We start from the raw sequence: 25,563 nt of genomic DNA on the forward strand, positions 1-25,563 counted from the left end.
TTGCAACGGGTAGGCTTCCGCTCGATACGTGTCACTCCGGCGCTGGAGCGGCCGCACGCGGCAGGACGACGGTGATCGTGTTGCCCGTCTCGTCGTTGGTGGTAAACTCGATCCGGCCGTCCGAGAGATCGACGATCCAGTAGACCAGCCACAGTCCCAGCCCGGTGCTGTGGTACACGTCGCTCATCGGTTTGTCGCCGGTCAGCACGCGGTACTCGAACTCCGGCAGGGGCGGGCAGTCGTCGTCGATCACGATCACGATCTCGTCGTCGCGAACGGTGCCGGTGATCCGGACGGTCGGAGCGTCGCTCTCGGCGTGTTTGACGGCGTTCTCGATCAGCTCCGAGAGCGCGACTTCGACTTCCGCCAGCGCACTGGCGACGAGCTCGGGAGAGAGTGTCGTCTCGACGGTGGCTGCCGGGTAGCGAACGCGGACGCTCGCGAGCGCGGCGTCGACGGCCTCGGTCATATCGACGGTCGTCGGGCAGGCGGGCGACCGAAAGAGGTGGATCGTCTCGCGCTGTTTTTCGGTCGTCTGGAGGAGTGCCTCGCCGACCCGCCGGATGACTGCGGCCCGCTCCGGGGCGTCGACCTCGGGATCGTCGGCGATCAGCTCCGCCTGCCCGAGGATGGTCGTCATGTCGTTGCGGATGTTGTGGCGCAGGAGGTTGTCGACGACTGCGAGCTGGCGCTCCCGGCGGTTGCGATCGGTCACGTCTCTGGTGAAGCCGACGATGCGAACGACTTCCCCGTCCTCGACGATCGGCTCCGCCTGGACCCACACCCAGCGGTTGTAGTTCTCGCCCGGGTTGACCCGGTACTCCATGTCGACCGATTCGCCACGGGAGAGCGCCGCCATCGAGCGCTCGACGGCGGGCACGTCGTCGGGATAGACACAGTCCATAAACGCGTCCGTATCCGCCTCGATGGCGTCGACCGAGCCGCCGTAGACGGATTCGTAGGCGGGGTTGAGAAAGAGCAGCTCCGACCAGTCCCCGCTGAACATCCAGAGCACGTCGTCGGTGTTGGCCGCTAGCTCCCGGAGTCGCGTCTCGGTTTCGTCGCGCTCGCGTTCGGCAGTGACCCGATCCGAGATATCGCGCGAGCTGACGACGTAGCCGCCCAGCTCCGAGTCCGTCAGGTTAGACATCCGACTCTCCAGCCACACCCATCCCCCCTCGCGCTGGCGGTGGCGGTACTCGACGGTCACGTCGAGGAACTCGTCGTCGACGGCGATCGTCTCCTCGAAGCGGGTCCGAACGTAGTCCCGATCGGACGGATGCATGAACTCGAAGGCGTTCTCGCCGATCAGATCGTCTGGATCGTACCCGAGGATCGTCTTGGCCGCTCGATTGAGGTACTGGTAGGTCCCGTCCCGGTCGACGACCGCGATCTTGTCCTGCGCGTAGTCGAGGAGCACGCGATCGACCGGTCGGTTCATATCAGCGTGTATACACCGCGTGCGGGCAAAAGGATGGTGGTCGTTCACATGTGTCGGGCAGCGGGTGTCGAAAGCGACGGAGGCGGTAGCCCTAAGCCGGTCGGCACACGAGTGCACAGCGAGATGCACGTCTTCGGGTCCAGCGGCGTCAGAGGTGTGGCAAACGAGGAGGTGACACCGGCGTACGTCCTACAGATCGCACAGGCGACCGGCTCGGTGTGGGACGACGCCCGAATCGCGCTGGCACGAGACACGCGGACCAGCGGGGAGATGCTCGCGGACGCCGCGGCCAGCGGGCTGGCCAGCACCGGCCACTCCGTCGACTTGCTCGGCGAAGCGCCGACGCCGACGTTACAGGCCTACTGTGCCCGTCACGGCGTCCCCGGCATGATGATCACCGCCTCGCACAACCCGCCAGCGTACAACGGCGTCAAGCTGATCGGCGCGGACGGGGTCGAACTCGACAGGACCGTCCTCGACGACATCGAGGATCGCCTCGAAGCCACGGAGTTCGACACCGTCCGGTGGGACGGGCTGGGCCGGACGAGGGCGGTCGACGGAGCCGGCGACGACTACATTACTGAAGTCCTCGACACCGTCGACCGGACGGCGATCGCGGCGGCGGATCTGACTGTGGTCGTGGACCCGGGCCACGGAGCCGGCTGTCACACCAGCCCGACGTTCCTGCGAGAGCTCGGCTGTACCGTCCGCACCGTCAATGCCCAGCCCGACGGCCACTTCCCCGGTCGCGACCCGGAACCGATCGACCCGCACCTCGCCGACCTGCGAGAGTACGTCCGCACGACCGACGCCGACCTCGGCATCGCACACGACGGCGACGCCGACCGTGCGGTGTTCGTCGACGAGACCGGGACGACGATCAACGGCGACGCCGCACTCGCGGCGCTCGTCGAGGCGACCGTCGAACCCGGCGACACCGTCGTCTCGGCGGTCAACGCCTCACAGCGCCTCGTCGACGTCGTCGAGGCCGCCGACGCCGAGCTGACGCTGACCCGGATCGGCTCGACGTACCTCATCACGCGGATCCAGCAGCTCCGGGCGGCCGGCGAGACCGTCAGCGTCGCAGGTGAGGGCAACGGCGGCATCATCTTCCCGGGCTACCGGATCGCCCGAGACGGGGCCTACACCGCCGGGAAGTTCCTCGAACTCGTCGCCGAGGAACCCGCAAGCGAGATCGCCGCCCGCTTCGACGACTACGTCAACGTCCGCGCGGCCGTCGAGTACGAAGACGAGACAGAGCGCGCGGCGATGCTCGACGCCGTCGAAGCGGCCGCCACCGAGGCCGTCGCGGACCTCGATACGACCGATGGCTACCGGCTGAACTACGGCGACGGGTGGGTCCTGGCCCGTCCGTCGGGGACCGAGCCCGTCGTCCGGATCTACGCCGAGGCCCACACCCAGCAGCGGGCAGACGAGCTGCTATCGACCTTCGCGGACCCGATCGATCGAGTCCGCGAAGACGGGTGAGCGATCACGCCAGCCCCGACAGCTCGTCGAGCGCGTCACGGAGCGCGTCGCGTTCGGCCCGCAGGTCGGCGAGTTCGTCCGCGACCGCGCCCGTCCAGAGCCGTTCTCGCTCCGCGTCAGTCAGACGCTCGCGGGCGACCGCGCTGTCTCGCAGCCGATCGTACTCCGACCGGCGAGTGAGCGCCCGGACGGCCCGCAAGTCGTTCACCACGTCCGGGGCGAACCGGGCGACGACCGAGATCCGTTCGTTGCACTGCCAGCGCAGCGTGTCCGCCGCAGGCGGGGGCCAGCCGACGGTCAGGGGATCTGCGTCGAGCCGTTCGAGGTAGGTCTGGCTGGTCGCGACGGATCGCTTGAGGGCGTCGGCGTCCTCGACGTAGTGGTCCAGCTTCGACCGCGAGTACTCCGCGTACGCGAGCAGCTGCGGGATCGGCTCGGTGCCCGCCTCGTGGCCCCGGACGTACGCCAGCAGGTCCTCGGGCGGTTCGCGAAACGGGACCAGCGGGTACAGCGCCGTCGTCTCGACGAAGTCGAGTACCTCGCGGGCCGACGCGTTCGATCGGAAGGCGTCGAACGCGTCGGCGACGGCATCGTCGTAGCGCTCGATGGGGTCGCGGAGCCGCTCCGTCGGCGCGTCGAGGTCGGCCTCGCCCAGTTCGAGCAGGCGCTCGCGGTCGTCGATCCGGTCCGCGACGGTGTCGAGGCGACGCCGTGCGGCGCGTCTGGCCTCCCCGTAGCGCTCGCGGGCGTCCTCCCACTCGACGAGGGGGTCGGCCGTCTCCTCGGCGGCGTCGATGCGCTCGCGGACGGCCGCGAAGTCGTCCTCGGTGAGCCGGCGCTGCTGGAGGCGCTCGTCGATCTCCTCGAAGACGGTCCGCTCGGGCAGTTCCTCGTCGAGGTCGTTCGTGAAGTGGGCGATTCGGTCCTGGAACTCGATGAAGGCCGCGAAGTCGCCGTCGCCGGTCGCCCGGCCCTCGTACTCCGTCAGCAGCGCGCGAAGCTCCTCGCAGGCCGTCCGGAGGGCCCGCAACGAATCCTCGCCGGCCGGCGCGCGGCTCTCTTCGTTCACCGCGCGCTCTTCCGTCGCCCCCTCACTTCGTTCGGCGCCGACGCTCTCGACGCGCTCGCGGGCCGCCCGCCGGTCGGCGTCGGCTTGCCGGAGTCGCGTGACCGCGTCAGCGTCGGCCATCTACTCGTAGACGTCGTCGGGATCGAACACCTGCTCGCCGACGACCTCGCCGTCGACCGTGCGGTGGAAACAGGAGCGGTAGCCGGTGTGACAGGCACCGCCCTCCTGGTCGATCAGATAGAGGATCGCGTCCCCGTCACAGTCCATCCGGATCTCCTCGATTTCCTGCGTGTGGCCGCTGGTCCCGCCTTTCTTCCAGAGCTCGTCGCGGCTGCGCGAGTAGTAGTGGGCGTAGCCCGTCTCGCGAGAGCGTTCCAGAGCCGCCTCGGAGACGTACGCGAGCATCACGACCTCGCCGGTGTCGGCGTCCTGTGCGACCGCCGGCAGGAGGTCCTGTTCGTCGAAGGCGAGTTCGCCGTCGCTCATGAGCGGGCGAAGGCGTGTCCGCCGCATAGGTCTTCTGCTAGCCGAGCCCCAGCGTCCTGAGCAGCGACACCAGCACGTCGCCGTAGGTAATCGAGAGGACGAGTCCGGCGAACGTCGGCACGAGGAACGGGATTCCCGGCGAGATCCACACCTCGTCCTCGGCGGCGATCACGTCGAGACCGTCGCACAGCCCCTCGGGCGTGGTGCCGTACGCTCCGTCGATGTCGTCGAGGAACGCCTCCGCCCCCCAGGGGTCGTCGTAGTCGGCGGGCGATGGCGCGGGTGTCGTGCCGCCGTCGGTCCGAATGTTCCCGTCTCCGACCTCGCCGGGGACCGCCGGCAGGCTGTCGGGGTCCCGGTGGGCCGCCGGATCGGCGCGCAGCTCGGCCAGCGTACAGTCCCGCCAGCGCAGGTACATCCGGAGGGCGTCGAGGTCGAGCCCGCGGCGAGTGAACCCGTCGGGCGTCTCCAGCAAGAGCCCGTACTCCTCGGTCAGCTCCGGCGTCGCGACGGGCTTGCCGATCACCATCGGGAGCCCGACGCGACCGCGAGCGAGGTTCGAGGCGGCGACGCCGACCGGATACAGCGCCCCCGCGACGACCGTGTTCGAGAGGATCGTCAGCGAGAACACGCCGATCGCGGGCTGGAAGGTCGGAACCGTCGTCGTCGGCAGGTAGTAGATCGGGTACGCGGGAAAGAGCAGCGCCAGCACGTAGAACGCCTTCGTGTCGGCTCCGCCGAAGCTACCCATGTACCAGAACGCCGTCACCAGCGGGACGATGAACCCGAGGCTGATCGCCGCCTGGACGAAGAACAGTCGGTCGCCGCCGACGTAGGCACCGTACCCGTCCCAGGCGAGCAACGCGATCGCCAGCGCCGCCAGCGGGAGCCAGGCTCTGGTCGGGACCCGCCGGGTCTTGACGTCGCGATAGGCCGCCCACCCGAAGACGGGGATCGCGACGAGTCGGAGGAGATCCGAGGCCGGTGCCGCCACCCCGATTCCGGGGACGGTAACGAGACTGTCGAACGTCGAGGATAACACGAGCGGTGGATATCGGCCCACGAAGATATCACTTGCGGGGAGAAAGCGGGGCCGTTACCCCCAGGCCATCCGTGGCCGAGAACAGCAGGTCCTCAGATGACGCGGTTCTGCAGGTAGTCGAGGTGCTTCGCGTTGTACACGATCTTGACCTCGTCGGCGTCGGGGCTGCCGATGCAGGTCAGACGGACGTTCTTCTCTTCGACTTCCTCGTCGGAGAGGATCTGCTGCATGTCCATGTCGATCTCGCCTTCGACGACGATAGCTGCGCAGTTGGCACAGGCACCGGCGCGACACGAGAAGGGCCAGTCGTAGCCCTGGGCTTCGGCGGCTTCGAGGATGTACTCGCCCTCGTTGACTTCGAGCGTGCCGTAGTCCTCGTCCGAGAGGTCGGCGTCGGCGGCGTCTTCGAAGACGCCGTCGTCGTACATGTCCCAGCCTTTGTCGTCCACTACTTCGTAGTTGAGGTACTCAACTGTGGGCATCACCTGTTCGGTTGGCCCCCCGCACTGTTAGACTTTGCTGTTCCGCCCGAGCGGCCGCCGGAATTCGGTCAAAAAATCGGGACGAACTTGAACACCAGATAGGCGGCGAGCGTCGCGACCGCGGGAACGAAGTTTTGTGTGAGGATCACTCTCGCGGTCGTCTCCGGCTCGAACAGGTCGGCCGCCTTCGGAATGTCCTCGGGCTCGCCGATCGGCTGTTTGTGCTTTTCGCTCGGCGTGCCGGCCTGACCGCCGACGGTCGGCGCGTCGGGCGCGTCGGCGGTGAGTGCGCCGACCGACACCTCCGGAGTCTCGCCTTTGACCGTGTCCGAGATCGTCGTCGTCCGGGTGGCGCGGCCCCAGCCGAGCCCGACGATGCTCATCGTGGCGATGATGACGAAACTCGCCGGCACCCCCAGCGCCGAGAGGAAGGTGACGATGGTGGAGCTGACGGCCGCGACCAGCAGCGCCGCCAGCAGCGGGAGATCGGTGAGATCGTTCCCGACGGTGTCCATCGTCCGCCGGGCGATCGTGAACGCGCCAAGACCGATCGCGCCGCCGCCCAGCAGGATGGCCGGCGTCATCTCCAGGGAGTTGTTTCCGACCAGCGGTGCGACCGCGTTGGCGATGTTCGAGGCACCCGCGGCGAAGGCCATGTAACAGCCGATCCCGACGACCAGGAGCGTCCCGATCAGTTCCCGGCGCGTGGTGTTCTCGCCCAGCACCGGCCGCGGGACCGACCCCGACCGATCGAGGGCGAGCAGCGAGCCGTCGGTCTGTGGGATCGCGAAGCGCTCGACCAGCGCCGGGTAGAAATACCGGCCGATGACGCCGCTGACCCAGAACGCGATCACCGGCGAGACCAGCCACCAGGAGACGATCTCTCCCATCGCCTCCCAGTTGAGCGTCCCCTGGGCGATCCCCAGCCCCGCCATCGCGCCGACGGCCGTCATCGACGTGGAGGCGGGGACGCCGACGACGTTCGAGAGGAAGAGCGCGAACCCGATGAAAAAGAGCACGACGATGCTGACGAGCATCGTGAACTCCGAGGAGACGATCCCGCTGCCCAGCGTCTTGACGACCTCCCGGCCGACGAAGTGGCCGCCTGCGAGGGCGAAAATCGTCATCAGAGCGGCGGCCCCGAACTTCGAGAGCGTCCCAGCACCGACCGCTGGGCCGAAGGCGACGCCCGTCGAGGACCCTCCGATGTTGAACCCGACGAAGATCGCAACGAGAATACCGACCAGAAACAGTACTTCGACCATATCCGTGGCACGTCCCAGAGCCGTTAAAGGGTACCGACACCCGCTTTTGCGGGTGTTCAGCACTCACGTGTCACACGCTCACATATCGCTGTCGTCCCCGTCGTCGCCCTCCGTCCGCTCTTTTTCCGGCAGGACCTCGCGTTCGCGCTCGACGGTCTCTTTGACATCGTCTGCGACCTCCTTTGCCGTCCCGGTCTTCTCGCGGGCCTCGTCGGCCTTCTCGGTGGCTTCGTCGGCTTTCGCCGTGGCCTCGTCGACGCGTTCGGTCGCTTCACCGACCCGCTCGGCGGCGTCGTCGGCGGTGTCCGGGTCCGCGTCGGCGACCTTGTCGGTGACCTCGTCGACCTGTTCCGTGGCCTCGTCGACCTCCTTGGCCGCGGTCTCGACGTCGGTGGCGGCGTCCTCGACGGTGGCGGCCGTCTCGTCGAGTTCGTCGGCGACGGTCTCGACTTCCTCGGCGGCCTGTTCGAGTTGCTCTGCGGTCTCGGCGACCGTCTCGGTGCCGTACTCGTAGGCCCGCGCGATGACGACGAACTGGACGATACCCATCAGGACGAACAGCGTGACCGCGATCCCGACGGCGATCTCGAACGTCGAGACGACGGCGGCACCGAGGTCGACGACCCCGAAGACGAGCAGGGCATAGGCCCCGGCCAGTCCGGCGGTCGCGACGCCGGTCGCACGGGCAAACTGTCGGTACGCCGACGACTCGTCGAGGACGGCTGCCTGAAACCGAGCGAGCAGCCCGGGACCGGAAGATCGTGACATGCCTCCCTATCGAGTGGACGTGCGCATAAGGGTTCGGAACGCGACGGCCGGGACACCGATACCCTTTCACGGATCGCCGGCACACTGACGGGTATGTTTCCGGAGTTTGCGGTGATCCCGGCGGTGGACATGCAGGACGGGCAGGTGGTCCAGCTGGTCGGTGGGGAACGCGGGACCGGCAAGCGCTACGGCGAGCCTGTCGCGGCCGCCCGACGGTGGATAGAGGCCGGTGCGACGACGCTGCACCTGGTCGACCTCGACGGTGCCTTCGAGGGTGAGCGAGCGAACGCCGACGCGATCGACGCCGTCCTCGACGCCGTCGACGCGGACGTGCAGTTGGGCGGGGGCATTCGGACGGCCGAGGACGCGATCGACCTGCTCGACCGGGGCGTCGACCGGGTCATTCTCGGCACCGCGGCCGTCGAGAACCCCGACATCGTCGCCGAGATCAGCGAGGAACATCCCGAGAGCGTCCTCGTGAGCCTCGACGCCAAGGACGGCGAAGTGGTCGTCTCGGGGTGGACCGAGGGGACCGGGCTGGACCCGGCCGAGGCCGCGAGCCGCTACGCGGAGCTCGGTGCCGGCGGGATTCTCTTCACCGACGTGGACGTCGAGGGGCAACTGGAGGGGGTCCGCACGGAGCCGGTCCGGCGCGTCGTCGACGCCGTCGAGATCCCCGTGATCGCCAGCGGCGGCGTCGCGACCGTCGAGGACGTGCGAGCGCTCCGGGACGCGGGTGCGGCCGCCGTCGTCGTCGGCAGCGCGCTCTACGAGGGCGCGTTCACGCTCGAAGAAGCGATGGCGGCGGTCGAGTGACGATCGCCCGTACCGCCGGCAGTGTCAGGCGTCCCTGATCGTCACTTCGCGGGCGGCGTACTCCTCGTAGTACGGTCCCAGACCGCAGGCCTGGCCGCCGACGCTGACCAGTCCGTCGTCGGTCTCGACGACCAGCGAGTTCTCGATGGGGAAGGCGTTGTTCACCGGTTCGACGAGGTTCTGGCGCACCTCGCGGATCGGGACGCCCTCGAACTGGCGGGCCGTCTCGTCGGTGGTGGCGACCACGTCGAGGTCGGCGACGACGTCGTGGCCCGCCGTCGTGTGGAGGGCCGCGGTCGTCACGCCCGAGCGAAACAGCTCGAAGGTCGCCGGCAGCGTCGGTGGTTCGGCGACGAAGCGCTGTTCGCCCATGGGCCAGACGTTGCTGACGTAGTTGCCGAAAAAGCCAGAGGCGACCTCGTTCTGGTTGAACGCGAGCGCGTAGCCCCGGCCGTGGCGACTGGTGAGCATCCCGTGCGAAGCCAGCACGCCCCCCAGCGCGTCCCGAACGACGAACAGCGGCGGGCGGCCGTCCCAGCTCCGGACGACGTGTGCGTACCGACCGGGGTCGTCCATCTCGGCGACGTGCGACTCCGCGGACTCGCCGGCCAGCAGACAGTAGACGGTCAGTCCCCGCTCCCGGGCGTCGGCGAGCGCGTCGGCGACGGTGGGAAAGGCGTTCGACGGGACGATCGCGAAGACCTCTCGCTCCGCACGCGCCAGTTGGCGTTCGAGGCGGCGCTCGACGGTCTGGCTGGCGTGGACGACCTCGAACCCCGCGGCCGTCTCGGCCGGCTGATCGTACACGCTCTCGACGGCGGTCTCGAACTCCGAGAGGTGCATCGTCAGCGCGTCGACGGCCTCCTGGGGTGGTCGGGCGCGGAGCTTCGTCGGCGTCGCGCTCTCGTCGACGATGACCAGTCCGCGTTCGGCCAGTGCGGTCGCGATCTCGTAGACGTAACTCTGTGAGACGCCCGCGGCCTCCGAGACGGCCCGGGTCGTCGCTTCCCCCCGCTGTAGAATTACCAGGTAGGCGTCGACCTCCTTCGTCGAGAGTCCGAAGGCCGACAGCGTCTCCCTGATCTGGCTTTCACCCATGCGAGGACTTTTCTTATACTATTAGAAAAACTTTTCTCGTCGGATCACCACGCTTCGGCTATGACCGCAGGTGTCGCACGCACTGGCGCTCTGGCCCCGGACCACCGGACGGCAGGTGAAGCGTGACCGGGTCGAACCGCCGGCTCTGGACGGCGGCCCTGTTCGCGACGATGGCGCTGACCGGCGCGATCTTGATGATCCGTGGGCCGGTGATCCCGGAGTTGCGAACCGCCTTCGACGCGCCCGCGTGGCAGGTCGGTCTGATCAGTACCGCCGGCACCGCCGGCTACCTGGTCGTCGTCTCGATCGTCGGCTTCGGGGCCGGCCACCTGAAGCCCCACCGGTTGATCGTGGGCGGGCTGCTGGGCAGCGCGCTCTCGCTACTGGCGATGGGTGCGGCCCCGCTGCTGGCGGTGTTTCTCGTCGGCACGCTCGTGCGCGGAACGATGAACGGTGTGCTCAGAGGACTGAATCGGCCGATACTCAGCCACTTCTACCCGGAGAGCCGCGGCCGGATGTACAGCTACTACGACATGACCTGGGCCGCCGGTGCGATGGTCGGACCGATCGGCGTCGTCGCCGTCCTCGCAGTGGCCGACTGGCGGCTGGCCTACTACGGGCTGGCCGTCGGGATGGCACTGCTCGCCGTCGTCGTCTGGCGGCTCGACGCTCCCGCGGTGACGGGAACCGAGGAGCCGTTCGACCGTCGGGAACTGCTGGCGCTGCTTCGCAGGCCCGAGATCGCCGCGATGATCGTGGTGATGTTTCTGGGGACCGGCGTCGAGGGCGGACTCTTCCTCTGGTTGCCGACCTACGTGGACAGCGTCGTGCCGACCGGCGTCGCCGGCCTCGGCCTCTCGGCGGCGGCGCTGTCGTCGCTGTCGCTGTCGGTGATGATCGCCGGCTACGTCCCCGGTCGCCTCCTCTATGGCCGCCTCTCGGAGCGAGTGGGCTACCTCAAGATCCTCATCGGGATCCTCGCGCTCCTGGTCCCGACGTTCTACGCGACGTTCGTCCTCGCGACGGGACTGTGGCTCCTCCCCGGCGTCGTCGTCATCGGCGCGCTCATCTCCGGCATCTTCCCGATGCTCGTCTCCTACGCCACCGACGCCGTCCCCCGCCACAGCGGCCCCGTGACCGCCGTCGCCGCCATCTCCTCGTCGCTGGGCGTCGGCATCGCGCCCGCCGTGATGGGGTGGGTCATCAGCGGCTCGGACCCCGGCGCGGCAATGCGACTCCTGCTCGTGCCCCTCGTGGCCGCCCTCGCCGTGGTACTCCTCGCGCGAGTGGCCGAGCAACGGCGCGAACGGGCGGGCCTCTCCGTGGCCGACTGATACCGTCGGCTGTCACCGTTGCAAGACCTCCGTGACCACGGTGTCGCGACATGCCGTACGGAGTTCCAGCCGGCAGTATGAACGTTGCCGCTGGGGCTGCCGGGCGCGGACGACGCCGTCCTACCGCGAGGACCGCGCCGCCGGCCCCTCGGACTGGACGAACTTCGGGAGGATCAGCGCGTAGGCCCCGCCTGCGACCAGCAGCGCGCCGACGATGTCCGTCGCCATCGTGTGAAAGAGGAGCGCGCCCGCCAGCATGACCGCCGACGCGCCAGCCTGTACTTTCGCGTCGTCCATACGTCACACTCGTCGAAGATCCCCATAAGCACCCGGCAGACAGCCGTCTGACGCCGTTCCGTGGGTGTGGTCAGTCATCGACGGGCGGTGTTCAGATAGGCAGGGACTGCTAGAGCGGATACACAGAAAGCCCTCTGGCCGGCTATCACGTGGCGGCGACGCCGCCACGCTGTACTCGCTCTTTCATCCGCCAGAAGTCGGCCACTTGGGCCGTCTACGTGCCTGGTGGATGAAAGGGCGAGGCGCGGTAGACGGATCTGCGCCGGCACTATTCGACCGACGGGAGAATATCCGGCACAGATCCGTCTAGCGTGGCGAGGGCTTTCGGTGTCTGCAACGCAGAAAATGCAGCGGCTTCTCTGAGCACGACCCATCGCGGGGCGCAACCGCCAAATAGCCGGCCCGACACTACTGGCGTATGACCGACCGCACCGCGGCCGTCACCCGCGAGACGGCAGAGACCGACATCGAGGTGACGCTGGACGTCGACGGCGACGGCGAGTCGACGGTCGACACCGGCGTCGGCTTCTTCGATCACATGCTGGACTCGTTTGCGACCCACGGCCTGTTCGACCTGACCGTCCACTGTGACGGCGACTTAGAGATCGACGACCACCACACCGTCGAGGACGTGGCGATCACGCTGGGCGAGGCCCTCGCGGAAGCGCTGGGCGAGAAACGCGGCATCCGGCGCTTCGCCGACCGCCGGGTCCCGCTGGACGAGGCCGTCGCCGGGGTCGTCGTCGACGTGTCCGGTCGGCCCTACTTCGCGTTCGACGGCGAGTTCTCGCAGGGACGGGTCGGCGGGCTGACCAGCCACATGGCCAAGCACTTCTGTCGGTCGCTCGCGACCAACGCCGGGCTGACGCTGCACGTCGAGGTCGACGGCGAGAACGCCCACCACGAGATCGAGGCGCTGTTCAAGGGACTGGCGCGGGCGCTGGACGACGCCACCCGGATCGACGAGCGCCGGTCGGACGTGGCGAGCACGAAAGGCGAGCTATGAGCAGCGACACCGGTGGAGCGACGTTCGACACGATCATGGAGAAGTTCTCCGACTCGCCCGGCCAACAGCAGGTGATCCGCCTGCTGCTCGAACGGGGCTTCTCCGTCAACGACGACGGTCGAGTCGTCTCCGGCGGCATCGAGATTCCGAACACGGAGGTCGCCCGCGAGGTCGACGTGGACCGCCGTGTCGTCAACGCCACGACGAGCGCGATCCTCGAAGACGAACAGCTCACGCGCATCTTCCAGAACATCTCGGCGATCCCGAGCCTGATGGACCTGGCTCCGGTGCTGGATCTGACCGTGCTGACCGTCGCCGTCAGCAACGCCGAGGAGAGCGGCATCGTCGCGGCCGTCACCGACGCCATCGCGGACCACGACATCACGATCCGGCAGGTGATCTCCGAAGATCCGGAGTTCACCGACGACCCGCGCCTCTATGTCATCACCGACGAGGCCTTCCCCGGCGAGTTGATCACCGACATCAAGGCGCTGCCGTTCGTCCACCGGATCGAGTTGCAGTAGCGTTTCGGCGCGGCGGCGCTGTAGCTTTTTCCCGCTGGTCGCCCAACGACAGGCAATGAGTCGCTATCGCAACGTGGGGCGGTTCCTGCGTGCGGTCTACACGGAAGTCCGCGCCGAACGGATCACGTTCATGGCCGGGAGTATCGCCTACCACGCGTTCATCTCGCTGCTGCCGTTCTTGCTCGTCCTGTTACTGCTCGTCACGGAGTTCGGCGATCCAGAGACCGCGAGCCGACTGGTCGCGGCCATCGGGACGTACTTCTCACCGAACGAGAGCGGGCTCCTGACCAACGTCGTCGAAGGGGCGCGCAGCGAGACCAGCCTGTCGATCCTCGGCGTGCTGACGCTACTCTGGGGCGCGCTCAAGATCTTCCGCAGTCTCGACACCGCGTTCTCGGACATCTACGAGACCGGCGACGAGAACACGCTGGGGGACACCTTCGCCGACGCGATCGTGGTCCTTGTGGCGCTCGTGGTCGGCCTGCTGATCGTCGGACTGGCGAGTACGCAACTCTCGTTCGGCGACGGCCCGGTCGGGACCCTGCTGTCGAAAGTCGTCGCCGTCGCGGCGCTGACACTGGTATTTCTTCCCGTGTTCTACGTCTTTCCCGACACCGACGTGACCGTTCGCGAGGTCGTCCCCGGCACCGTCGTCGCCGCCGGGGGCTGGACCGCCCTCGAATCGCTGTTTCGCTACTACGTCGCCTTCACCGGCACCTCCGAGACCTTCGGCGTCGTCGGGACGATCCTCCTGATCGTCACGTGGCTCTACTTCAACGGCCTCGTCCTGCTGGTCGCGGCGGCGACGAACGCGGTCCTGGCCGGCCGTTCCGAGGACGTGGCCGCCATCGGCTGGGGCGAGGAAGAACTGGTCGAGACTGTCGAATTTGCCGAGCCCCTCGAAGAGATCTGTGGGGCCTTGGACGCCGGGGAGCCGGTGACCGTCCAGACCGGCGAGACCAGCGTGACCCTCCCGCCGGCGGACGAGCGCGACTGCAGCGTCGAACAGATCGACCGCCCGGACCTGCTGGGCGGCGACGAGGCACGGGGCCGGCTCGTTCTGCGCTGGGAAGGCGAGCGGTGACTCGCTGGGAGCGAACTGTGTGCCGCCGGGAGGACGAGGGATGACGACGGCGACCATCACCGTCGAGACCGGCTTCGTTCTGGGGGCCCAGATCGTCGGGCCGGAAGCCTCGGAGCTGATCGCCGAGGTCGGCCTGGCCATCGAGATGGGCGCGACCCTCGAGGATCTGAGGTCGACGATCCACACCCACCCGACCCTCTCGGAGGCGATCCACACCCGTTGAGTCGTCGGACCACGCCCGCGAGGCGATCAGTCCAGCGCCGGACACTGTTCGAGTGCCGCCGAGAGCCTCGGACACCACGGAGTCTGGGAGAGGCCCCGGCCCTGTCGGTGGGTAGTATACAAACCCAGGACGGAGGCGCACCGTTGCGCGACCCACTGCCGGTGTGGGGTGAGAAAGCGTGATACCGAGAACGGCACCCCACGAGAATATGACCAATTCCCTATAATTTGGAGTCCACTGGCAGAGAACAGCGGACGAACTCGATCGACGTGACGGAGAGGTCACTGTGCCTTCGGGTGACCCTCGATTTTTCAGAGGACGACAAGACGATAATTGATGGTTAAATTTACGTTACTGATTTCACAGTTATCTAATATAATATATCTATTCACATTTAATACCCGAAACTATGTCTGGGAAGAAAAGACCGACCGATGCAACGCTTCGAGAAGGTTTCGTCGAGGCAGGTCGCTCCCTCGTGTTGGACAGCGATCCAGAAGCCATCGACGGTGCCGATGTCGCAGCTGAGCTCGGCGTCGACGAAGACCGCTTTTACCGGTGCTTCGATAGCACTGGCGAGTTGCTACTAGAGATATACTCTCGGGAAGTCGAATCGTTTACCGAGCAGCTTCGCGCAGAACTGAGTGAGATCGGCGACGACAGCGAGGCGATCCGATTGTTCTTCGAACGATACCTCGCATTCTTCGCCGAGAACCCGTACATGGACGCCGCACGGTCGATCGACGACGCCTTCGGGCTCGCCCTCGAAACTCCCGAGCGGGCCAGAGCGTTCGAACGGACGCTACTCGAACAACAACTTCCACTCATCGAACAGGTCCAACAGCACAGCGACGGCCCGATAGCAGAGATGGATCCGGCCATCGTCTTCGGCTTTCTCCGACCGCTTCGGAGCCTCCACAGTGACGTACAGACATCGGATCGAGCATATTTCGAAGCGGTTCTCGACGCTCTCGTCGACGTGCTCGTTCGTGGTTTGACGAGTAATGGACCTGCCGAGCAGGTCCACTGACAGAAGTGACTACGTGAGGACCCGCCGGACGGAGCGGTTGCCGACCCAAATCACCGTCACGATCGGGCCGGAGCAGCGCGGCCAGCCACTCGTCGAGGCACTCATGGCCACTCCGCATCGACACCGACTACCGATGCGGTCGTCTCCCAGACCCGCTGGCGGACAGCCGGATCCTGCGCCTCCGGCGGGAGCTCGGCTGGGGCGTCATCTCGGTAATAACGGCCAGACCGAGTCTCGAAGCTCGGATCGGTGGCCAGCGAGACAAGTCGGTTCGCGGCGGTTCCCACGTCGACCCCCCAGAAGGGTAGGATATCCGCGACGCGAGCGAGCACTTTCCGCCACCACGGTACGTTCCGGACGATGTTGGTCCCGGGGACGAAGCCGGGATGAAAACAGTTCGCTGTGACGTCGCTGGGGTCGAGTCGCTCGGCCAGTTCCGCGATGAAGACCACGTTCGCCAGTTCGGCGCGAGCGTAGGCGTCGACCCAGTCGTATGCAGACCGCATCTGTAGGTCGTCGAACGCCAGTTCGCCGAGGCGATGGAGATGAGACATCGTCAAGACGATGCGGCTCGAAGTGTTCGCTCTGAGTCGACCGATCAACTCGTGGGTTAGCAGATACGGGGCGGCGTGGTTGACAGCCAGCGTCAACTCGACGCCGTCAGCAGTCTCAGTGCGGGTCGGTGAACAGGTCCCGGCGTTGTGCGCGAGCACATCGATACTGTCGTACTGACTGCGCAACGCAGCTGCTAAGGAACGAACAGCTGCCTGCGTGCCGAGATCAGCCTCGTAGAATCGTATCTCGCCCGCAGACTCGGTGTCGGCGAGTTCGCGACCGCGGTCCGCATCACGGCCCACTACGGCTACCTCTGCGCCACCCTCGGCTAACCGGATCGCAGCCTCCCGGCCGATACCGCTGGTGCCACCAGTGAGGACGATCGTCGATGTCATCGATTGCCCCCTGTCCAGCAACGCGGTTCGATCCCGACAGCTCGCACCGAGGCAGTGGGAGTCGACCGCGGTCCGAAATATCGGTGTCGGCGGTCGTCTCGTCGCTCTCGTCGGCGACGGCACGATACGTCGGTTTCAACAGTGAATCCGTATTCGGATCGAAGCATGCGTAGCGAGTACGATCGACAGTCGCAGTGAACCGCTCAGTAGTCGCCAAGGACGGCGAGCCGTCGTGCCCGGCGCTGACACCAGACGAACACGGCATAGCCCGCAACAAGGTAGAACAGCCCGGTCCCCAGCAAGAGCAGCAGCGAGACGGGATCGAAGTCCCAGAGGCGATAGCCATCGGTCATAGCCGCTTGCAGCATGGCGCTGCCCTGAGCCAGCGGAAGCAGTCGGAGTAGGTCGACGCCAGTCGTGGGCACAGCGACGAGGCCAGCCAACGCGAAATTACAGAGGGCGAGCCAACTGTCGACTTTCTTGTAGAGGACCGATATGCCACCGACCGCGAAGCCGATACCGAACACCGAACTGACAGACAGTAGCACGATCGGCACGATCGTGAGGAGATCCACCTGGAGCTGTTGGCCCGTGATCACGAGCATCCCCAGGAGCATCAACGTCGAAACGAGCCCGGCGAAGACGAGCGTAGCGAGTGCCTTCGTCAGGAGTACGACGTTGAATCCCAGCGGCGTGAGGAAGTGTCGCTCCATCGTCCCCCACTCGGATTCCTTCCAGATCGCTTTCCCCACGTCGATGAACGCGATCGTCGAAAGCGTCCAGAGGAAAAATCCGACAACGATACTGTCAAGCGACTTGTCGAACCCATCTCCGACGAGGGCACGGCCACCGAGGAAGATCACCCCGAAAATGAGGGCATAGGCGAGTAACAATCCGCCCGTATCGACCGGATATCTGAGATAGACGAGAAGTTCCCGCTTTGCAACAACGCGGATCAGGTTGGCGTACGACGCCCAGCCGCCCACAGCGGATCGGGCCCCCACGTCACTCACCCCCCGTCACTTCAACGAAGGCCTCTTTCATATCAGGGGTGTCGGTCGCGATGTCGACGATCCGTGCGCCTGCATCCTGAAATCGGTTCATGAGGTGGTACAGTCCGTCGCTGTCGACAGCGAGTCGCACGATCGTGCGTTCGTCTCGGGCGTCTATCGTCGCCTGAGGGAACCGCTCGTTGATCGCAGTCCGGACGGAAGTCGGGCAGTTCCTGAGGTCGATCCGGTATTCTTTCGTACCGAACATATCGAGGAGCGATGAAACGGTGTCGTCGGCGACGATTCGCCCGTCTTGCATGATACGCTCTTGTGAAGCACGTTGTTGATTTTCAGAGTGCGGCGTTGAGAGCATGTTTGAGTGCTTCGTCACCTGGTTTTCTGTAGAGTTCACGGCGGAGTTCGAAGGCTCTGAGATACGGCGTTAGCTTGTCTTTCGAGACGCCTCGATGGGGCGAGAGCCACCGTCGCGTCAGCGACGCGTGGCTCTCGCAGCCGTTGACGTGTACTTCGCCATCAGCGTATTCACCGTCGCTGTGGACGACGTATTTGCGGGTGAATGAGTCGTCGTCTTCTAGTGGGTCGTAGGCCCGAAATCCGTCCGTATAGACGGTCAGTGACTCCTCTTCGTGGTCAGCAAGCAGGAGTCGAACGGTCGATTCGTCAGCGGATTTCGCTGGCACGACGTACCGCTCGTCCGAACCACGATCGACGAGCGTGAACACCGGCGGTTTGTCGCCGTCGTACGATCCCCGTCCACGCGTGGACAGGCCACGCGAGCGCGACTCCTGGTCACGCTCGCGGCCTTTGAGACCAGCAGAGACGTACACTTCGTCGATTTCGACCGGTCCAGACAGCGTAATCGAAGGCGCGTCGAGAGTTCTGGCGAACTGCTCGACGTGCCGTCTCACCGTCCGGTAGGAACAATCAAGCTCTGCCTCGATTTGCCGAATACTCGTGTTGAACCGTAAGAACACGTAGATCGTGAAGTACCATTCTTTGAGCTTCAGCTTCGAGTGAGCGAAGATCGTGTCGGTCTTGTCGTTGAACGTGCGACCGCAATTCTTACACAGATACCGTTGATACACCCGGTAGCTGCCGTTTCTGACCGTCAGGTCAGAACGGCAGCGGGGGCACTCGACGCCATCACGCCAGCGAACCTGTTCCAGCAGGTCCGCTGCAGCCGATTCCGACACGAACCGGCTTATTGGGAACATATCGGGCACCGCTAGCGCGGTGCCCTTGCCCTCTTCGACTTTCAGCTCCAGCCATCGCTATCAACAATCTCCTTCGCAAGAGCGTGCATGATAATAACTCGATCACAGACGTCCTCAATGACGTCCATATCGTGACTCGAAAGCAGTACCGTCATGTCCTGCTGGTCGATCGTGTTTCGGAGTTCTTTCTTGAGTTGCCTGGTGCTTTCAACGTCCAGACCGAGTGTTGGTTCGTCGATACAGACGATCGATGCGTCGGTGACGAGGACGCTGGCCAGCGAAACTTTCTGTTTCATTCCGCGCGAGAGATTCCGGACCACCTCGTCGCGCTTCTCATCGATTTCAAACCGCTGGAGAATCTCGTCACACTCTTCGAGAACGGCATCTGGATCCAGACCGCTAATTCCGGCAAAATAACGCAGATTTTCCTCGACGGTCAGTCGCCAATAGTTGTTCCTCGCCCCCTCGAGCATCGCATCGATCTGTCGGTGGGCGAGTCGAGGACGGTCGTGAACGTCGACGCCACCGACCTCGACAGATCCCGAATCCGGAATCACCAGCCCGAGTATGGATTTGATCGTCGTCGTCTTCCCCGCCCCGTTCGGACCGAGCAGCCCCACCACCGAGCCGGGTTCGACGGTGAACGACAGGTCGTCCACCGCGGTCACCGCACCGTCGTCGAAACGCTTTGTGAGACCGTCGACCACGAGGTCTGGTGCGTCATTTGACATTTCTCTGTGATTTATCCGATGTATCTCCGGTATTTATTATCTTCGTTATCACCAAGTGACGACGACCCAGTCTGTCGAGCGGGAGATCGTTCGAGACGGATCCGATGACAGCCGATTTATAACTCTGTGAAACGGAGTGCGAGCGGAACGGACCGATCACGATAGTTCCGGGTACCGACACGACCGAGAACGTCGCAAGCAAGATCGGAGACACGACATTCCGATGGAATGGAGACAGCAATGCGTACGAGTCCTGTCTCGAACAGGGCGTTGTGATCGGACGGGACACAGAGGATGGGTATCGACGGGTCCACTTGCTCCGTCTTCTGGACTGTCGGCTGGACCCACCACGAGTGGAAAACTTATACTCGTACATCACAAATCACCCACGAACTGATGGGAACGCCAGTCCGTGATTTCAACGGCGACACCCGATAGCGCGACTATTCTACAGAACAATGAAAGACATCGAAGAGAGCGTCTCGGGCTTCAAGCGTCGTGGCGGCTGGGTGAACGTCGTCGAGCACGGCGAACGGATCGTCCAGGCGCTGCGCGAGCTGGACGACGAGGACGGCGTTGAGCAGATCGACCGCCCGGACCTGCTGGGCGGCGACGAGGCACGGGGCCGGCTCGTCCTGCGCTGGGAGGGCGAGCGATGAAACCCCGGGAGCGAACGGTGTGCCGCCGGGAGCGAACGGTACGCCACCGGAAGGACGAGGGATGACGACGGCGACCATCACCGTCGAGACGCCCGACGGCGCGGTCCGAGAGATCGACTGCGAGGCCGGGCGCGTGCTGCGGGACGTGCTGGTGGAACACGACCTGTCGCCCCACAGCCGCCTGGCCGTCGCCAACTGCGGCGGGCGCGGACTGTGTGCGACCTGTGGCGTTCGACTCGAAACGCCTCCCGAGGCCGACCACTGGCACGATCGGCTGGCCGACCGTTTCGGCTACCCGCGACTGTCCTGCCAGATCGAGGTCGTCGACGGAATGGCGGTCCGGATTCCCGAGAAGCGCGTCTGGGGCCGGCGAGAGTGACCGTCCGAAGGACAAGCTGTATGCCCGCTCCGGCACAACGGCCGCTGTGACCGACGAGGCGTACGACACCGTCGCGGGCCGGGGGGAGGCGGCCTTCGAGGTGCAGGGCTCCGAGTTTATCGGCCGGGTGTGTCCGGCCCACACCGTCGACGAGGCGGAGGCGTTCGTCGACGCCGTGAGCGGAGAGTACGCCGACGCGACCCACAACGTCCCGGCCTACCGGGTGCGGGCCGACCCCTTGCGCGAGTATTCGAGCGACGACGGCGAGCCGTCCGGCAGCGCCGGCAAGCCCGCGCTCAACGTCCTCCAGCAACGCGAAATCGAGAACGTCGCCGCCGTCGTCACCCGCTACTACGGCGGCACGAACCTCGGCGTGGGCGGCCTCGCCAGAGCGTACTCGCGGGCCGTCAAGGACGCTGTCGACGACGCCGGCATCACGACCGAGCGACCCCACGAGCGGCTGACGGTCACGGTTGACTACGACGACTCGGGAACGGTGCGTGGCATCGTCGAGAGCACCGGCGTCGAGTTCGACGCGAGCTACGAGGCGACGGTGACGTTCGATCTGCGGGTGCCGGTCGCGGAGGCCGACACCCTCCGTGAGCGCATCGCCAGCGCGACCAGCGGTCGGGCACGGATCGGTTCGTCAGACGACTAGATTTCCGGGCCGAGAACGGGTTCGATCGTCCGTTCGAAGTTCCACTGGAACTCCTACTGGACCGCCGTGTTGCGGATTTCCACCCGAAGAGAAGGGGTTCGTGGATCGTCGAACGAACCGGTGATATCCATCCGTCGACCGTCCGGGAACTTAATCAGTTCGGAACGCCCTGTCGCCGGCGTCGCCCAGGCCGGGGACGATGTAGCCGTCGTCGTCGAGTTCGTCGTCGATCGCGACCGTCAGCAGTTCCGCGCCGGGGTCGGCCTCGTTCAGACGGACCAGCCCCGGCGGCGCGGCCACCGCAGAGAGCACGAGGAGCTGCTCGGGGTCGGTCCCCTGCGAGCGGATCGCTTCGAGGACCGCGGCCATGGTCGAGCCCGTCGCGAGCATCGGGTCGGCGACGATGACGGTGTCGGTCGCGCGGATCTCCGGTAGCTTCACGTAGTCGATCGAGATAGGGAACGAGCCGTCGTCTGCCATCCCGGCGCTCTCGTCCCGGCTGGCCGAGATGACCCCCTGCCGGGCCCGCGGAAAGGCCTTGAGCAGTCCCTCGACGAACGGCGTGGCCGCCCGCAGAACGTTGACGATCACCACGTCGCCGAGCCCCTTGACGCGCTCGCCCATCGTATCCGTCAGGGGTGTCTGGATGGCGACGTACTCGGTCTCCATGCGGCCGTCGATGATCTCGTAGCCACAGATTCGACCGAGGCGGACCAGCCCCTTCCGGAACTCGACCTGTTCGGTCTCGACGTCACGGAGCCGCGACAGTTCGTCTCGTGCCAGTGCGTGGGTGATCACCTTCGCCTCGCCACGATCCTCGATAGCCATGCGCGAAGGCACGAGCGGGCGGCGCTTAACTGTTGATCGATCGCGCCGGAGCAGCGACCTACGCGTCGCCGGCCCGCGGCGAGAACGACAGGTCGGCCTCCGTCTCCTCCTGTCCGCTCTCGGGCGTCTCCGTCTCGGCTTCGTCGTCGTCCGTCCCGTCGTCGTCCGCGTCGTCGCCCGCGCCGTCGTCCTCGTCGGTACCGACGGCACCGCCACCGCCGCCGTCGCTACAGCCGGCCAGCAGGCCGATGCTCGTGAGTGCTGTCGCCCTGACGAACTGTCGTCGAGTGCTGTCGTCCATGCACCCGGTCCTGGGGGTGGGACCCATTTCGTTATGCGACTCGAATCGGGAACAGTTCGCTCTTATCCGACGGTAAGGACGGGTGGCAGATCGAGAGGCAGTTCTACCCTCGACTTATACTGCCGGCTGTAACTTCGTGAAGATCTTCGCCACCCCGGGGTGGCGAAATTGTTCACAGATTTATAGCCGGTAGTATTACCGGGCCCGGCTACGCGGCGTCGGCGGTCGCTCCGGAATCGCCGCGGGGGGCCGCCCGCCGGTTCTTCGCCAGCAGCGCGACCAGCATCGCGAGCCCGACGGCCCGGAGCAGCAGGTCGGCGGTCAGAGAGACCGAGCCGCCGCCGAGCCCCAGCAGCGCCGTCACGTCGTAGCCGGCCGACACCGGGAGCCCGGGAGCCATCAACAGGAGCGAGCTGACCGCCAGCCCGGCCCGTTCCCAGCGGTCGAGGGGCGCGTAGACGAAGCCGATCACGGTGCCGGCCAGCGCGACGACGCCGAGGAAGACGCCGACGACGGGGACGAACACCTCCGGGAGCGACCAGCCCAGATCCAGCAGATCGGCCGGGGTGGCGACGCGAAACTGCTCGCCCAGGGGTAGCTCCGCCGCGTCGTCCTTCTCCCGGAGCAAGACGATGCCGGGGACCAGCACGAACGCGAAGGGGACGATCGCCTTGTTGAGCGACAGCGAGAACGCCTCGATGCCCGTCTGGAAGGGGTCCGACTTCGCGATGCCCGAGGCCGCGTAGGCGGCGACGGCCACCGGCGGCGTGATGTCGGCGATGACGCCGAAATAGAGGATGAACAGGTGCGCGGCGAGTTCGGGGATACCGAAGGTCACGAGCGCGGGCCCCAGCATCGACACGAGGATGATGTAGGTGACCGTCGTCGGCATCCCCATCCCGAGGATGATCGACGCGATGGCGGTGATGACCAGCAGGAGGACCAGCGAGCCCCCGGCCAGCGAGCGGATGAGCGCGACTAGGTTCGGCCCCAGCCCGGAGACGCTGATCACGCCGGGGATGATTCCCGCAGCCGCGACCGCGACGACGACCGGGACCGCGGTCCGGGCACCGCTGTCCATCGACTTGAGCACGAAGGTACCGAGCCGAACGAGCCCGTTGTCGCCCGCCGCCGGGCGACCGACGGCCGTCGAGAGCCCGTCGGCGGCCTCGTCGACCGCGGGATCGAGCGCGAGCCACGACGCGGTCAGGCGCGGCTTCGAGAGCAGTGTCAGGACGCCCGCCGCGATCGCCAGTCGGCCCACGGTGCCAAGCGTCGCCGCGGCGGCCCCACCGATCGATAGCCCGCCCGGACCGCCGCCGCTCAGTGCGGCGACGAGGGGCGCGCCGGTCGACCACTGTGCGAGGAACTGCCCCAGGCCGAGCGCCAGGAGGAGGGCGACGAGTCGCCCCCGCGTTTCGTCGCTGTAGGCCGCGACGAGCGTGATCAGCGCGACGATGGCCACGAGCGTGAACCACGCCGAGCGCGCGACCGAGAGCCGAGCGCCGATGAGGTAGTACAGCAGGAGGAAGATGGGGACGAGGTAGAACCAGCCCGTCCAGAGGTGTCGCCGGATGTCGACGACCGAGTCGGGATCGAGCCCCCCGATACCCAGCCGCGAGGCCTCGAAGTGGACCATCACCCAGACGCCGAAAAAGAAGACGACGGCCGGGATCGCGGCGGCGACGATCACGTCGGCGAAGGGCGTCGCGGTGTACTGGACGATCAGGAAGGCCGCGGCACCCATCACCGGCGGGAGGATCTGACCGCCCGAGGAGGCCGAAGACTCCACGCCACCGGCGAACTCCGGGGAGTAGCCCGACCGTTTCATCAGCGGGATCGTGAACGCGCCGGTCGTGACCGTGTTCGCGATCGAGGAGCCGGAGATCGTCCCCATGAAACCACTCGCGAGGATCGACGCCTTCGCTGGCCCGCCCTTGCGCGTGCCCGTCGCCGCGTACGCGAGATCGATGAACCACTGGCCCGCCCCGGACATCTCCAGGAACGCGCCAAAGAGGATGAAGATGTAGATGAACTGCACCGACACCGTCACCGGAATACCGAAGACGCCGTTCTCCGTGTTGTACCAGAGGTTCTGGACGATCGAGGGCCAGGTCAGCTCCGGGATCGAGAGGACGCCGACGTAGGCCGCGTCCTGTGGGATCAACACGCCGAAGCGGGCGTAGACGATGAACGCACCCACGATGAAGACGAGATAGAGACTGATCGCTCGCCGCGTCGCCTCCAGGACGAGCAAGACGCCGACGACGCCCAGGACGAACGCGTAGGACACGTTCGTCAGCGGGCCGAGCAGGCCGGCAACCGGGTCGAGGAACGTGAACACCTCCTGGATCGGCCGACCGGCGGGCAGCCCCAGCGCGCGCATGCGCTGGATCTCTCGGAAGTCGGTGACGAAGTACGCGCTCGACAGCACCGTGACTGCGATCAGGAGGAGATCCGACGGCGTCACGCGGTCGAGGTCGGGATCGACGAACAGCCAGGCCAGTCCGTCACCGATCGCGTCCATCGCCGAGACGAGCGGGCTGTCGGGGCCGAGCCGAGCGGCCGTCCGCGCTCGGAGTCCGCTGCAGGCCCGCGCGAATCGCCCGTCGCCCGTGCTCCCGGGGTACAGCAGGAACGTCAGCACGAGCGCGAAACCGACGTGAATGGCGTTGATCTGCAACAGCTGCAGGGAGGCGAGTTCGACCTCGCCGAGGACGGGCAACTCGACGGCGAAGACGAACCCGCGGGCGGCGAACCACATCTGGTAGGCCGAAAAGAGGATGCCGACGATCGAGACGACGACGCTGGCCACCCGCCGCAGCGAGCGTTTGCGTTCGATCTCCTGGAGCAAGTCGTCGGCCGCGACATCGGTATCGGTGATGCGAGGAGTCATGTGACGTGATCGATCGCCACCGCCAGCGCCGGCCGGCGCTCGACGGTGATGCGGACGGCGCGTGCGTTCGAACGGTTCACCAGGTCGTAGCGCTGGTCGCCGACGTGGAGCCGATGGCCGGCGATCCGGCCCGGCTTGACCGTGATCGTCTCGAACGTCCCCGGCGGATCGTAGACGAACGAACCGTTCGCCCGCGTGACGTTGGCGTCGGCCGGCAGTCCCCAGCCGTACGATTCGAAGGTCATCCGGGTCATCTCTAACTGTCCGTCACGGACCCGGTAGGTGTCGACGACGCGCGTGCGCTCGACGCTGTGGGTGTACGCCAGCGCGACGCGCGTGTCCTCCTCGACCGGCGTCCGGAGGAGTACGTCGCCCGAATCGACCGACGAGACGACCAGCGTCTGCTGGGCCGGCAGCGAGACGCCGACGGCCGCCGTCACGAGGACTGCGGCGACCAGTCCGGGACGGAGCCACCCCATCG

At 66.3% G+C, this 25,563-nt stretch carries 26 protein-coding genes and 3 pseudogenes; 11 read left to right on the forward strand and 18 right to left on the reverse strand.

The window, feature by feature from the left end; translation table 11 throughout:
• Positions 1-31: 31 nt before the first annotated feature.
• On the reverse strand, positions 32-1,441 hold the full coding sequence (locus HMUK_RS04045; RefSeq protein ID WP_015761830.1) for a PAS domain S-box protein: 1,410 nt from the start codon (positions 1,439-1,441) through the stop codon (positions 32-34).
• Between the two features lie 123 nt (positions 1,442-1,564).
• Here HMUK_RS04045 and glmM point away from each other — a divergent pair, with 123 nt between their 5' ends.
• Entirely contained in the window at positions 1,565-2,929 is a 1,365-nt protein-coding gene (gene glmM, locus HMUK_RS04050) for a phosphoglucosamine mutase (protein ID WP_015761831.1), read from the forward strand.
• A gap of 4 nt (positions 2,930-2,933) precedes the next feature.
• Here glmM and HMUK_RS04055 read toward each other — a convergent pair whose 3' ends face one another.
• From HMUK_RS04055 to HMUK_RS04080, 6 genes are all read right to left on the reverse strand, one after another.
• Complete coding sequence (locus tag HMUK_RS04055; RefSeq protein ID WP_015761832.1) at positions 2,934-4,118, reverse strand: DUF7118 family protein; 1,185 nt, start codon at positions 4,116-4,118, stop codon at positions 2,934-2,936.
• Positions 4,119-4,484, reverse strand: a complete 366-nt coding sequence (gene hisI / locus HMUK_RS04060) for a phosphoribosyl-AMP cyclohydrolase (RefSeq protein WP_015761833.1) — start codon at positions 4,482-4,484, stop codon at positions 4,119-4,121.
• 37 nt (positions 4,485-4,521) lie between these two features.
• Positions 4,522-5,526, reverse strand: a complete 1,005-nt coding sequence (locus HMUK_RS04065) for a prepilin peptidase (RefSeq protein ID WP_015761834.1) — start codon at positions 5,524-5,526, stop codon at positions 4,522-4,524.
• 92 nt (positions 5,527-5,618) lie between these two features.
• Positions 5,619-6,008, reverse strand: coding sequence for a ferredoxin Fer (gene fer / locus HMUK_RS04070; protein WP_015761835.1), 390 nt, complete (start codon positions 6,006-6,008; stop codon positions 5,619-5,621).
• Between the two features lie 68 nt (positions 6,009-6,076).
• The gene (locus HMUK_RS04075) at positions 6,077-7,273 is read right to left on the reverse strand and encodes an inorganic phosphate transporter (protein WP_015761836.1); all 1,197 of its coding nucleotides are present in this window, start codon (positions 7,271-7,273) and stop codon (positions 6,077-6,079) included.
• A 78-nt stretch (positions 7,274-7,351) separates the two neighbouring features.
• Positions 7,352-8,041 carry an alanine-zipper protein gene (locus HMUK_RS04080; protein ID WP_015761837.1) on the reverse strand — a complete coding sequence of 230 codons (690 nt, stop codon included), beginning with the start codon at positions 8,039-8,041 and terminating at the stop codon, positions 7,352-7,354.
• 93 nt (positions 8,042-8,134) lie between these two features.
• Between HMUK_RS04080 and hisA the strand changes: the two genes are divergently transcribed.
• Complete coding sequence (gene hisA, locus HMUK_RS04085) at positions 8,135-8,857, forward strand: 1-(5-phosphoribosyl)-5-[(5-phosphoribosylamino)methylideneamino]imidazole-4-carboxamide isomerase (RefSeq protein ID WP_015761838.1); 723 nt, start codon at positions 8,135-8,137, stop codon at positions 8,855-8,857.
• Positions 8,858-8,881: 24 nt separating this feature from the next.
• Here hisA and HMUK_RS04090 read toward each other — a convergent pair whose 3' ends face one another.
• Positions 8,882-9,955, reverse strand: a complete 1,074-nt coding sequence (locus HMUK_RS04090; protein WP_015761839.1) for a TrmB family transcriptional regulator — start codon at positions 9,953-9,955, stop codon at positions 8,882-8,884.
• Between the two features lie 122 nt (positions 9,956-10,077).
• Here HMUK_RS04090 and HMUK_RS04095 point away from each other — a divergent pair, with 122 nt between their 5' ends.
• Positions 10,078-11,289, forward strand: a complete 1,212-nt coding sequence (locus tag HMUK_RS04095) for an MFS transporter (RefSeq protein WP_126967157.1) — start codon at positions 10,078-10,080, stop codon at positions 11,287-11,289.
• A gap of 120 nt (positions 11,290-11,409) precedes the next feature.
• On the opposite strand, the gene HMUK_RS17485 is transcribed toward HMUK_RS04095, so the two are convergent.
• A complete protein-coding gene (locus tag HMUK_RS17485) occupies positions 11,410-11,586 on the reverse strand; it encodes a hypothetical protein (protein ID WP_015761841.1) in 177 nt (58 codons plus the stop codon).
• 418 nt (positions 11,587-12,004) lie between these two features.
• On the opposite strand from HMUK_RS17485, the gene hisB reads away from it, so the two are divergent.
• The 5 genes and pseudogenes from hisB to HMUK_RS04120 all read left to right on the forward strand — a co-directional run bounded on the left by hisB (position 12,005) and on the right by HMUK_RS04120 (position 15,453).
• Positions 12,005-12,592 (forward strand): imidazoleglycerol-phosphate dehydratase HisB, encoded by a 588-nt coding sequence (gene hisB / locus HMUK_RS04100; RefSeq protein WP_015761842.1) that lies wholly within the window; start codon positions 12,005-12,007, stop codon positions 12,590-12,592.
• Positions 12,589-13,116 carry an amino acid-binding protein gene (locus tag HMUK_RS04105; protein ID WP_015761843.1) on the forward strand — a complete coding sequence of 176 codons (528 nt, stop codon included), beginning with the start codon at positions 12,589-12,591 and terminating at the stop codon, positions 13,114-13,116. Before hisB ends, HMUK_RS04105 begins: the two co-directional genes overlap by 4 nt.
• A 55-nt stretch (positions 13,117-13,171) precedes the next feature.
• Positions 13,172-14,200: a YihY/virulence factor BrkB family protein gene (locus tag HMUK_RS04110; RefSeq protein ID WP_015761844.1), complete on the forward strand. Its 1,029-nt coding sequence runs from the start codon at positions 13,172-13,174 to the stop codon at positions 14,198-14,200.
• A 31-nt stretch (positions 14,201-14,231) separates the two neighbouring features.
• A pseudogene (locus HMUK_RS04115) lies at positions 14,232-14,423 on the forward strand (dihydrolipoyl dehydrogenase); the annotation flags it as partial.
• A gap of 580 nt (positions 14,424-15,003) precedes the next feature.
• Positions 15,004-15,453: a hypothetical protein gene (locus HMUK_RS04120; RefSeq protein WP_126967158.1), complete on the forward strand. Its 450-nt coding sequence runs from the start codon at positions 15,004-15,006 to the stop codon at positions 15,451-15,453.
• A gap of 101 nt (positions 15,454-15,554) precedes the next feature.
• On the opposite strand, the gene HMUK_RS04125 is transcribed toward HMUK_RS04120, so the two are convergent.
• The 5 genes and pseudogenes from HMUK_RS04125 to HMUK_RS04145 form a co-directional block, all read right to left on the reverse strand.
• Positions 15,555-16,403: an SDR family NAD(P)-dependent oxidoreductase gene (locus HMUK_RS04125; RefSeq protein ID WP_015761846.1), complete on the reverse strand. Its 849-nt coding sequence runs from the start codon at positions 16,401-16,403 to the stop codon at positions 15,555-15,557.
• 203 nt (positions 16,404-16,606) lie between these two features.
• Entirely contained in the window at positions 16,607-17,389 is a 783-nt protein-coding gene (locus tag HMUK_RS04130) for an ABC transporter permease (protein ID WP_015761847.1), read from the reverse strand.
• 19 nt (positions 17,390-17,408) lie between these two features.
• Complete coding sequence (locus HMUK_RS04135) at positions 17,409-17,714, reverse strand: hypothetical protein (protein ID WP_015761848.1); 306 nt, start codon at positions 17,712-17,714, stop codon at positions 17,409-17,411.
• A gap of 31 nt (positions 17,715-17,745) precedes the next feature.
• Positions 17,746-18,630, reverse strand: coding sequence for an IS1595 family transposase (locus HMUK_RS04140; RefSeq protein ID WP_012807489.1), 885 nt, complete (start codon positions 18,628-18,630; stop codon positions 17,746-17,748).
• 83 nt (positions 18,631-18,713) lie between these two features.
• Positions 18,714-19,361 (reverse strand): annotated as a pseudogene (locus HMUK_RS04145) (ABC transporter ATP-binding protein); the annotation flags it as partial.
• A gap of 458 nt (positions 19,362-19,819) precedes the next feature.
• Between HMUK_RS04145 and HMUK_RS18215 the strand changes: the two are divergent.
• The 3 genes and pseudogenes from HMUK_RS18215 to HMUK_RS04160 form a co-directional block, all read left to right on the forward strand.
• Positions 19,820-19,933, forward strand: a pseudogene (locus HMUK_RS18215) (DUF5828 family protein); the annotation flags it as partial.
• Between the two features lie 148 nt (positions 19,934-20,081).
• Positions 20,082-20,399: a 2Fe-2S iron-sulfur cluster-binding protein gene (locus tag HMUK_RS04155; RefSeq protein ID WP_015761852.1), complete on the forward strand. Its 318-nt coding sequence runs from the start codon at positions 20,082-20,084 to the stop codon at positions 20,397-20,399.
• A gap of 46 nt (positions 20,400-20,445) precedes the next feature.
• On the forward strand, positions 20,446-21,057 hold the full coding sequence (locus HMUK_RS04160) for an IMPACT family protein (protein WP_015761853.1): 612 nt from the start codon (positions 20,446-20,448) through the stop codon (positions 21,055-21,057).
• A 150-nt stretch (positions 21,058-21,207) separates the two neighbouring features.
• Here the strand turns inward: HMUK_RS04160 and upp are convergent, their stop codons facing one another.
• From upp to HMUK_RS04180, 4 genes are all read right to left on the reverse strand, one after another.
• Complete coding sequence (gene upp / locus HMUK_RS04165; protein ID WP_015761854.1) at positions 21,208-21,885, reverse strand: uracil phosphoribosyltransferase; 678 nt, start codon at positions 21,883-21,885, stop codon at positions 21,208-21,210.
• A gap of 58 nt (positions 21,886-21,943) precedes the next feature.
• Positions 21,944-22,186: a hypothetical protein gene (locus HMUK_RS04170; protein WP_015761855.1), complete on the reverse strand. Its 243-nt coding sequence runs from the start codon at positions 22,184-22,186 to the stop codon at positions 21,944-21,946.
• A gap of 208 nt (positions 22,187-22,394) precedes the next feature.
• Complete coding sequence (locus tag HMUK_RS04175) at positions 22,395-25,082, reverse strand: TRAP transporter permease (protein ID WP_015761856.1); 2,688 nt, start codon at positions 25,080-25,082, stop codon at positions 22,395-22,397.
• Positions 25,079-25,561: a DUF1850 domain-containing protein gene (locus HMUK_RS04180; protein WP_015761857.1), complete on the reverse strand. Its 483-nt coding sequence runs from the start codon at positions 25,559-25,561 to the stop codon at positions 25,079-25,081. Before HMUK_RS04180 ends, HMUK_RS04175 begins: the two co-directional genes overlap by 4 nt.
• Positions 25,562-25,563 lie beyond the last annotated feature (2 nt).

It is taken from the genome of Halomicrobium mukohataei DSM 12286 (assembly GCF_000023965.1).
GTDB lineage: Archaea > Halobacteriota > Halobacteria > Halobacteriales > Haloarculaceae > Halomicrobium > Halomicrobium mukohataei.

Excerpts from the sequence above, each read along its gene's own strand:
- HMUK_RS04090 (WP_015761839.1), bottom strand. The coding sequence starts at position 9,955 with ATGGGTGAAAGCCAGATCAGGGAGACGCTGTCGGCCTTCGGACTCTCG.
- glmM (WP_015761831.1), top strand. The coding sequence starts at position 1,565 with ATGCACGTCTTCGGGTCCAGCGGCGTCAGAGGTGTGGCAAACGAGGAG.
- HMUK_RS04105 (WP_015761843.1), top strand. The coding sequence starts at position 12,589 with ATGAGCAGCGACACCGGTGGAGCGACGTTCGACACGATCATGGAGAAG.
- HMUK_RS04125 (WP_015761846.1), bottom strand. The coding sequence starts at position 16,403 with ATGACATCGACGATCGTCCTCACTGGTGGCACCAGCGGTATCGGCCGG.
- hisA (WP_015761838.1), top strand. The coding sequence starts at position 8,135 with ATGTTTCCGGAGTTTGCGGTGATCCCGGCGGTGGACATGCAGGACGGG.
- HMUK_RS04075 (WP_015761836.1), bottom strand. The coding sequence starts at position 7,273 with ATGGTCGAAGTACTGTTTCTGGTCGGTATTCTCGTTGCGATCTTCGTC.
- HMUK_RS04080 (WP_015761837.1), bottom strand. The coding sequence starts at position 8,041 with ATGTCACGATCTTCCGGTCCCGGGCTGCTCGCTCGGTTTCAGGCAGCC.
- HMUK_RS04110 (WP_015761844.1), top strand. The coding sequence starts at position 13,172 with ATGAGTCGCTATCGCAACGTGGGGCGGTTCCTGCGTGCGGTCTACACG.
- HMUK_RS04155 (WP_015761852.1), top strand. The coding sequence starts at position 20,082 with ATGACGACGGCGACCATCACCGTCGAGACGCCCGACGGCGCGGTCCGA.
- HMUK_RS04135 (WP_015761848.1), bottom strand. The coding sequence starts at position 17,714 with ATGCAAGACGGGCGAATCGTCGCCGACGACACCGTTTCATCGCTCCTC.
- HMUK_RS17485 (WP_015761841.1), bottom strand. The coding sequence starts at position 11,586 with ATGGACGACGCGAAAGTACAGGCTGGCGCGTCGGCGGTCATGCTGGCG.
- HMUK_RS04055 (WP_015761832.1), bottom strand. The coding sequence starts at position 4,118 with ATGGCCGACGCTGACGCGGTCACGCGACTCCGGCAAGCCGACGCCGAC.
- hisI (WP_015761833.1), bottom strand. The coding sequence starts at position 4,484 with ATGAGCGACGGCGAACTCGCCTTCGACGAACAGGACCTCCTGCCGGCG.
- HMUK_RS04140 (WP_012807489.1), bottom strand. The coding sequence starts at position 18,630 with ATGTTCCCAATAAGCCGGTTCGTGTCGGAATCGGCTGCAGCGGACCTG.
- HMUK_RS04045 (WP_015761830.1), bottom strand. The coding sequence starts at position 1,441 with ATGAACCGACCGGTCGATCGCGTGCTCCTCGACTACGCGCAGGACAAG.
- HMUK_RS04180 (WP_015761857.1), bottom strand. The coding sequence starts at position 25,561 with ATGGGGTGGCTCCGTCCCGGACTGGTCGCCGCAGTCCTCGTGACGGCG.
- fer (WP_015761835.1), bottom strand. The coding sequence starts at position 6,008 with ATGCCCACAGTTGAGTACCTCAACTACGAAGTAGTGGACGACAAAGGC.
- HMUK_RS04170 (WP_015761855.1), bottom strand. The coding sequence starts at position 22,186 with ATGGACGACAGCACTCGACGACAGTTCGTCAGGGCGACAGCACTCACG.
- upp (WP_015761854.1), bottom strand. The coding sequence starts at position 21,885 with ATGGCTATCGAGGATCGTGGCGAGGCGAAGGTGATCACCCACGCACTG.
- HMUK_RS04175 (WP_015761856.1), bottom strand. The coding sequence starts at position 25,082 with ATGACTCCTCGCATCACCGATACCGATGTCGCGGCCGACGACTTGCTC.
- hisB (WP_015761842.1), top strand. The coding sequence starts at position 12,005 with ATGACCGACCGCACCGCGGCCGTCACCCGCGAGACGGCAGAGACCGAC.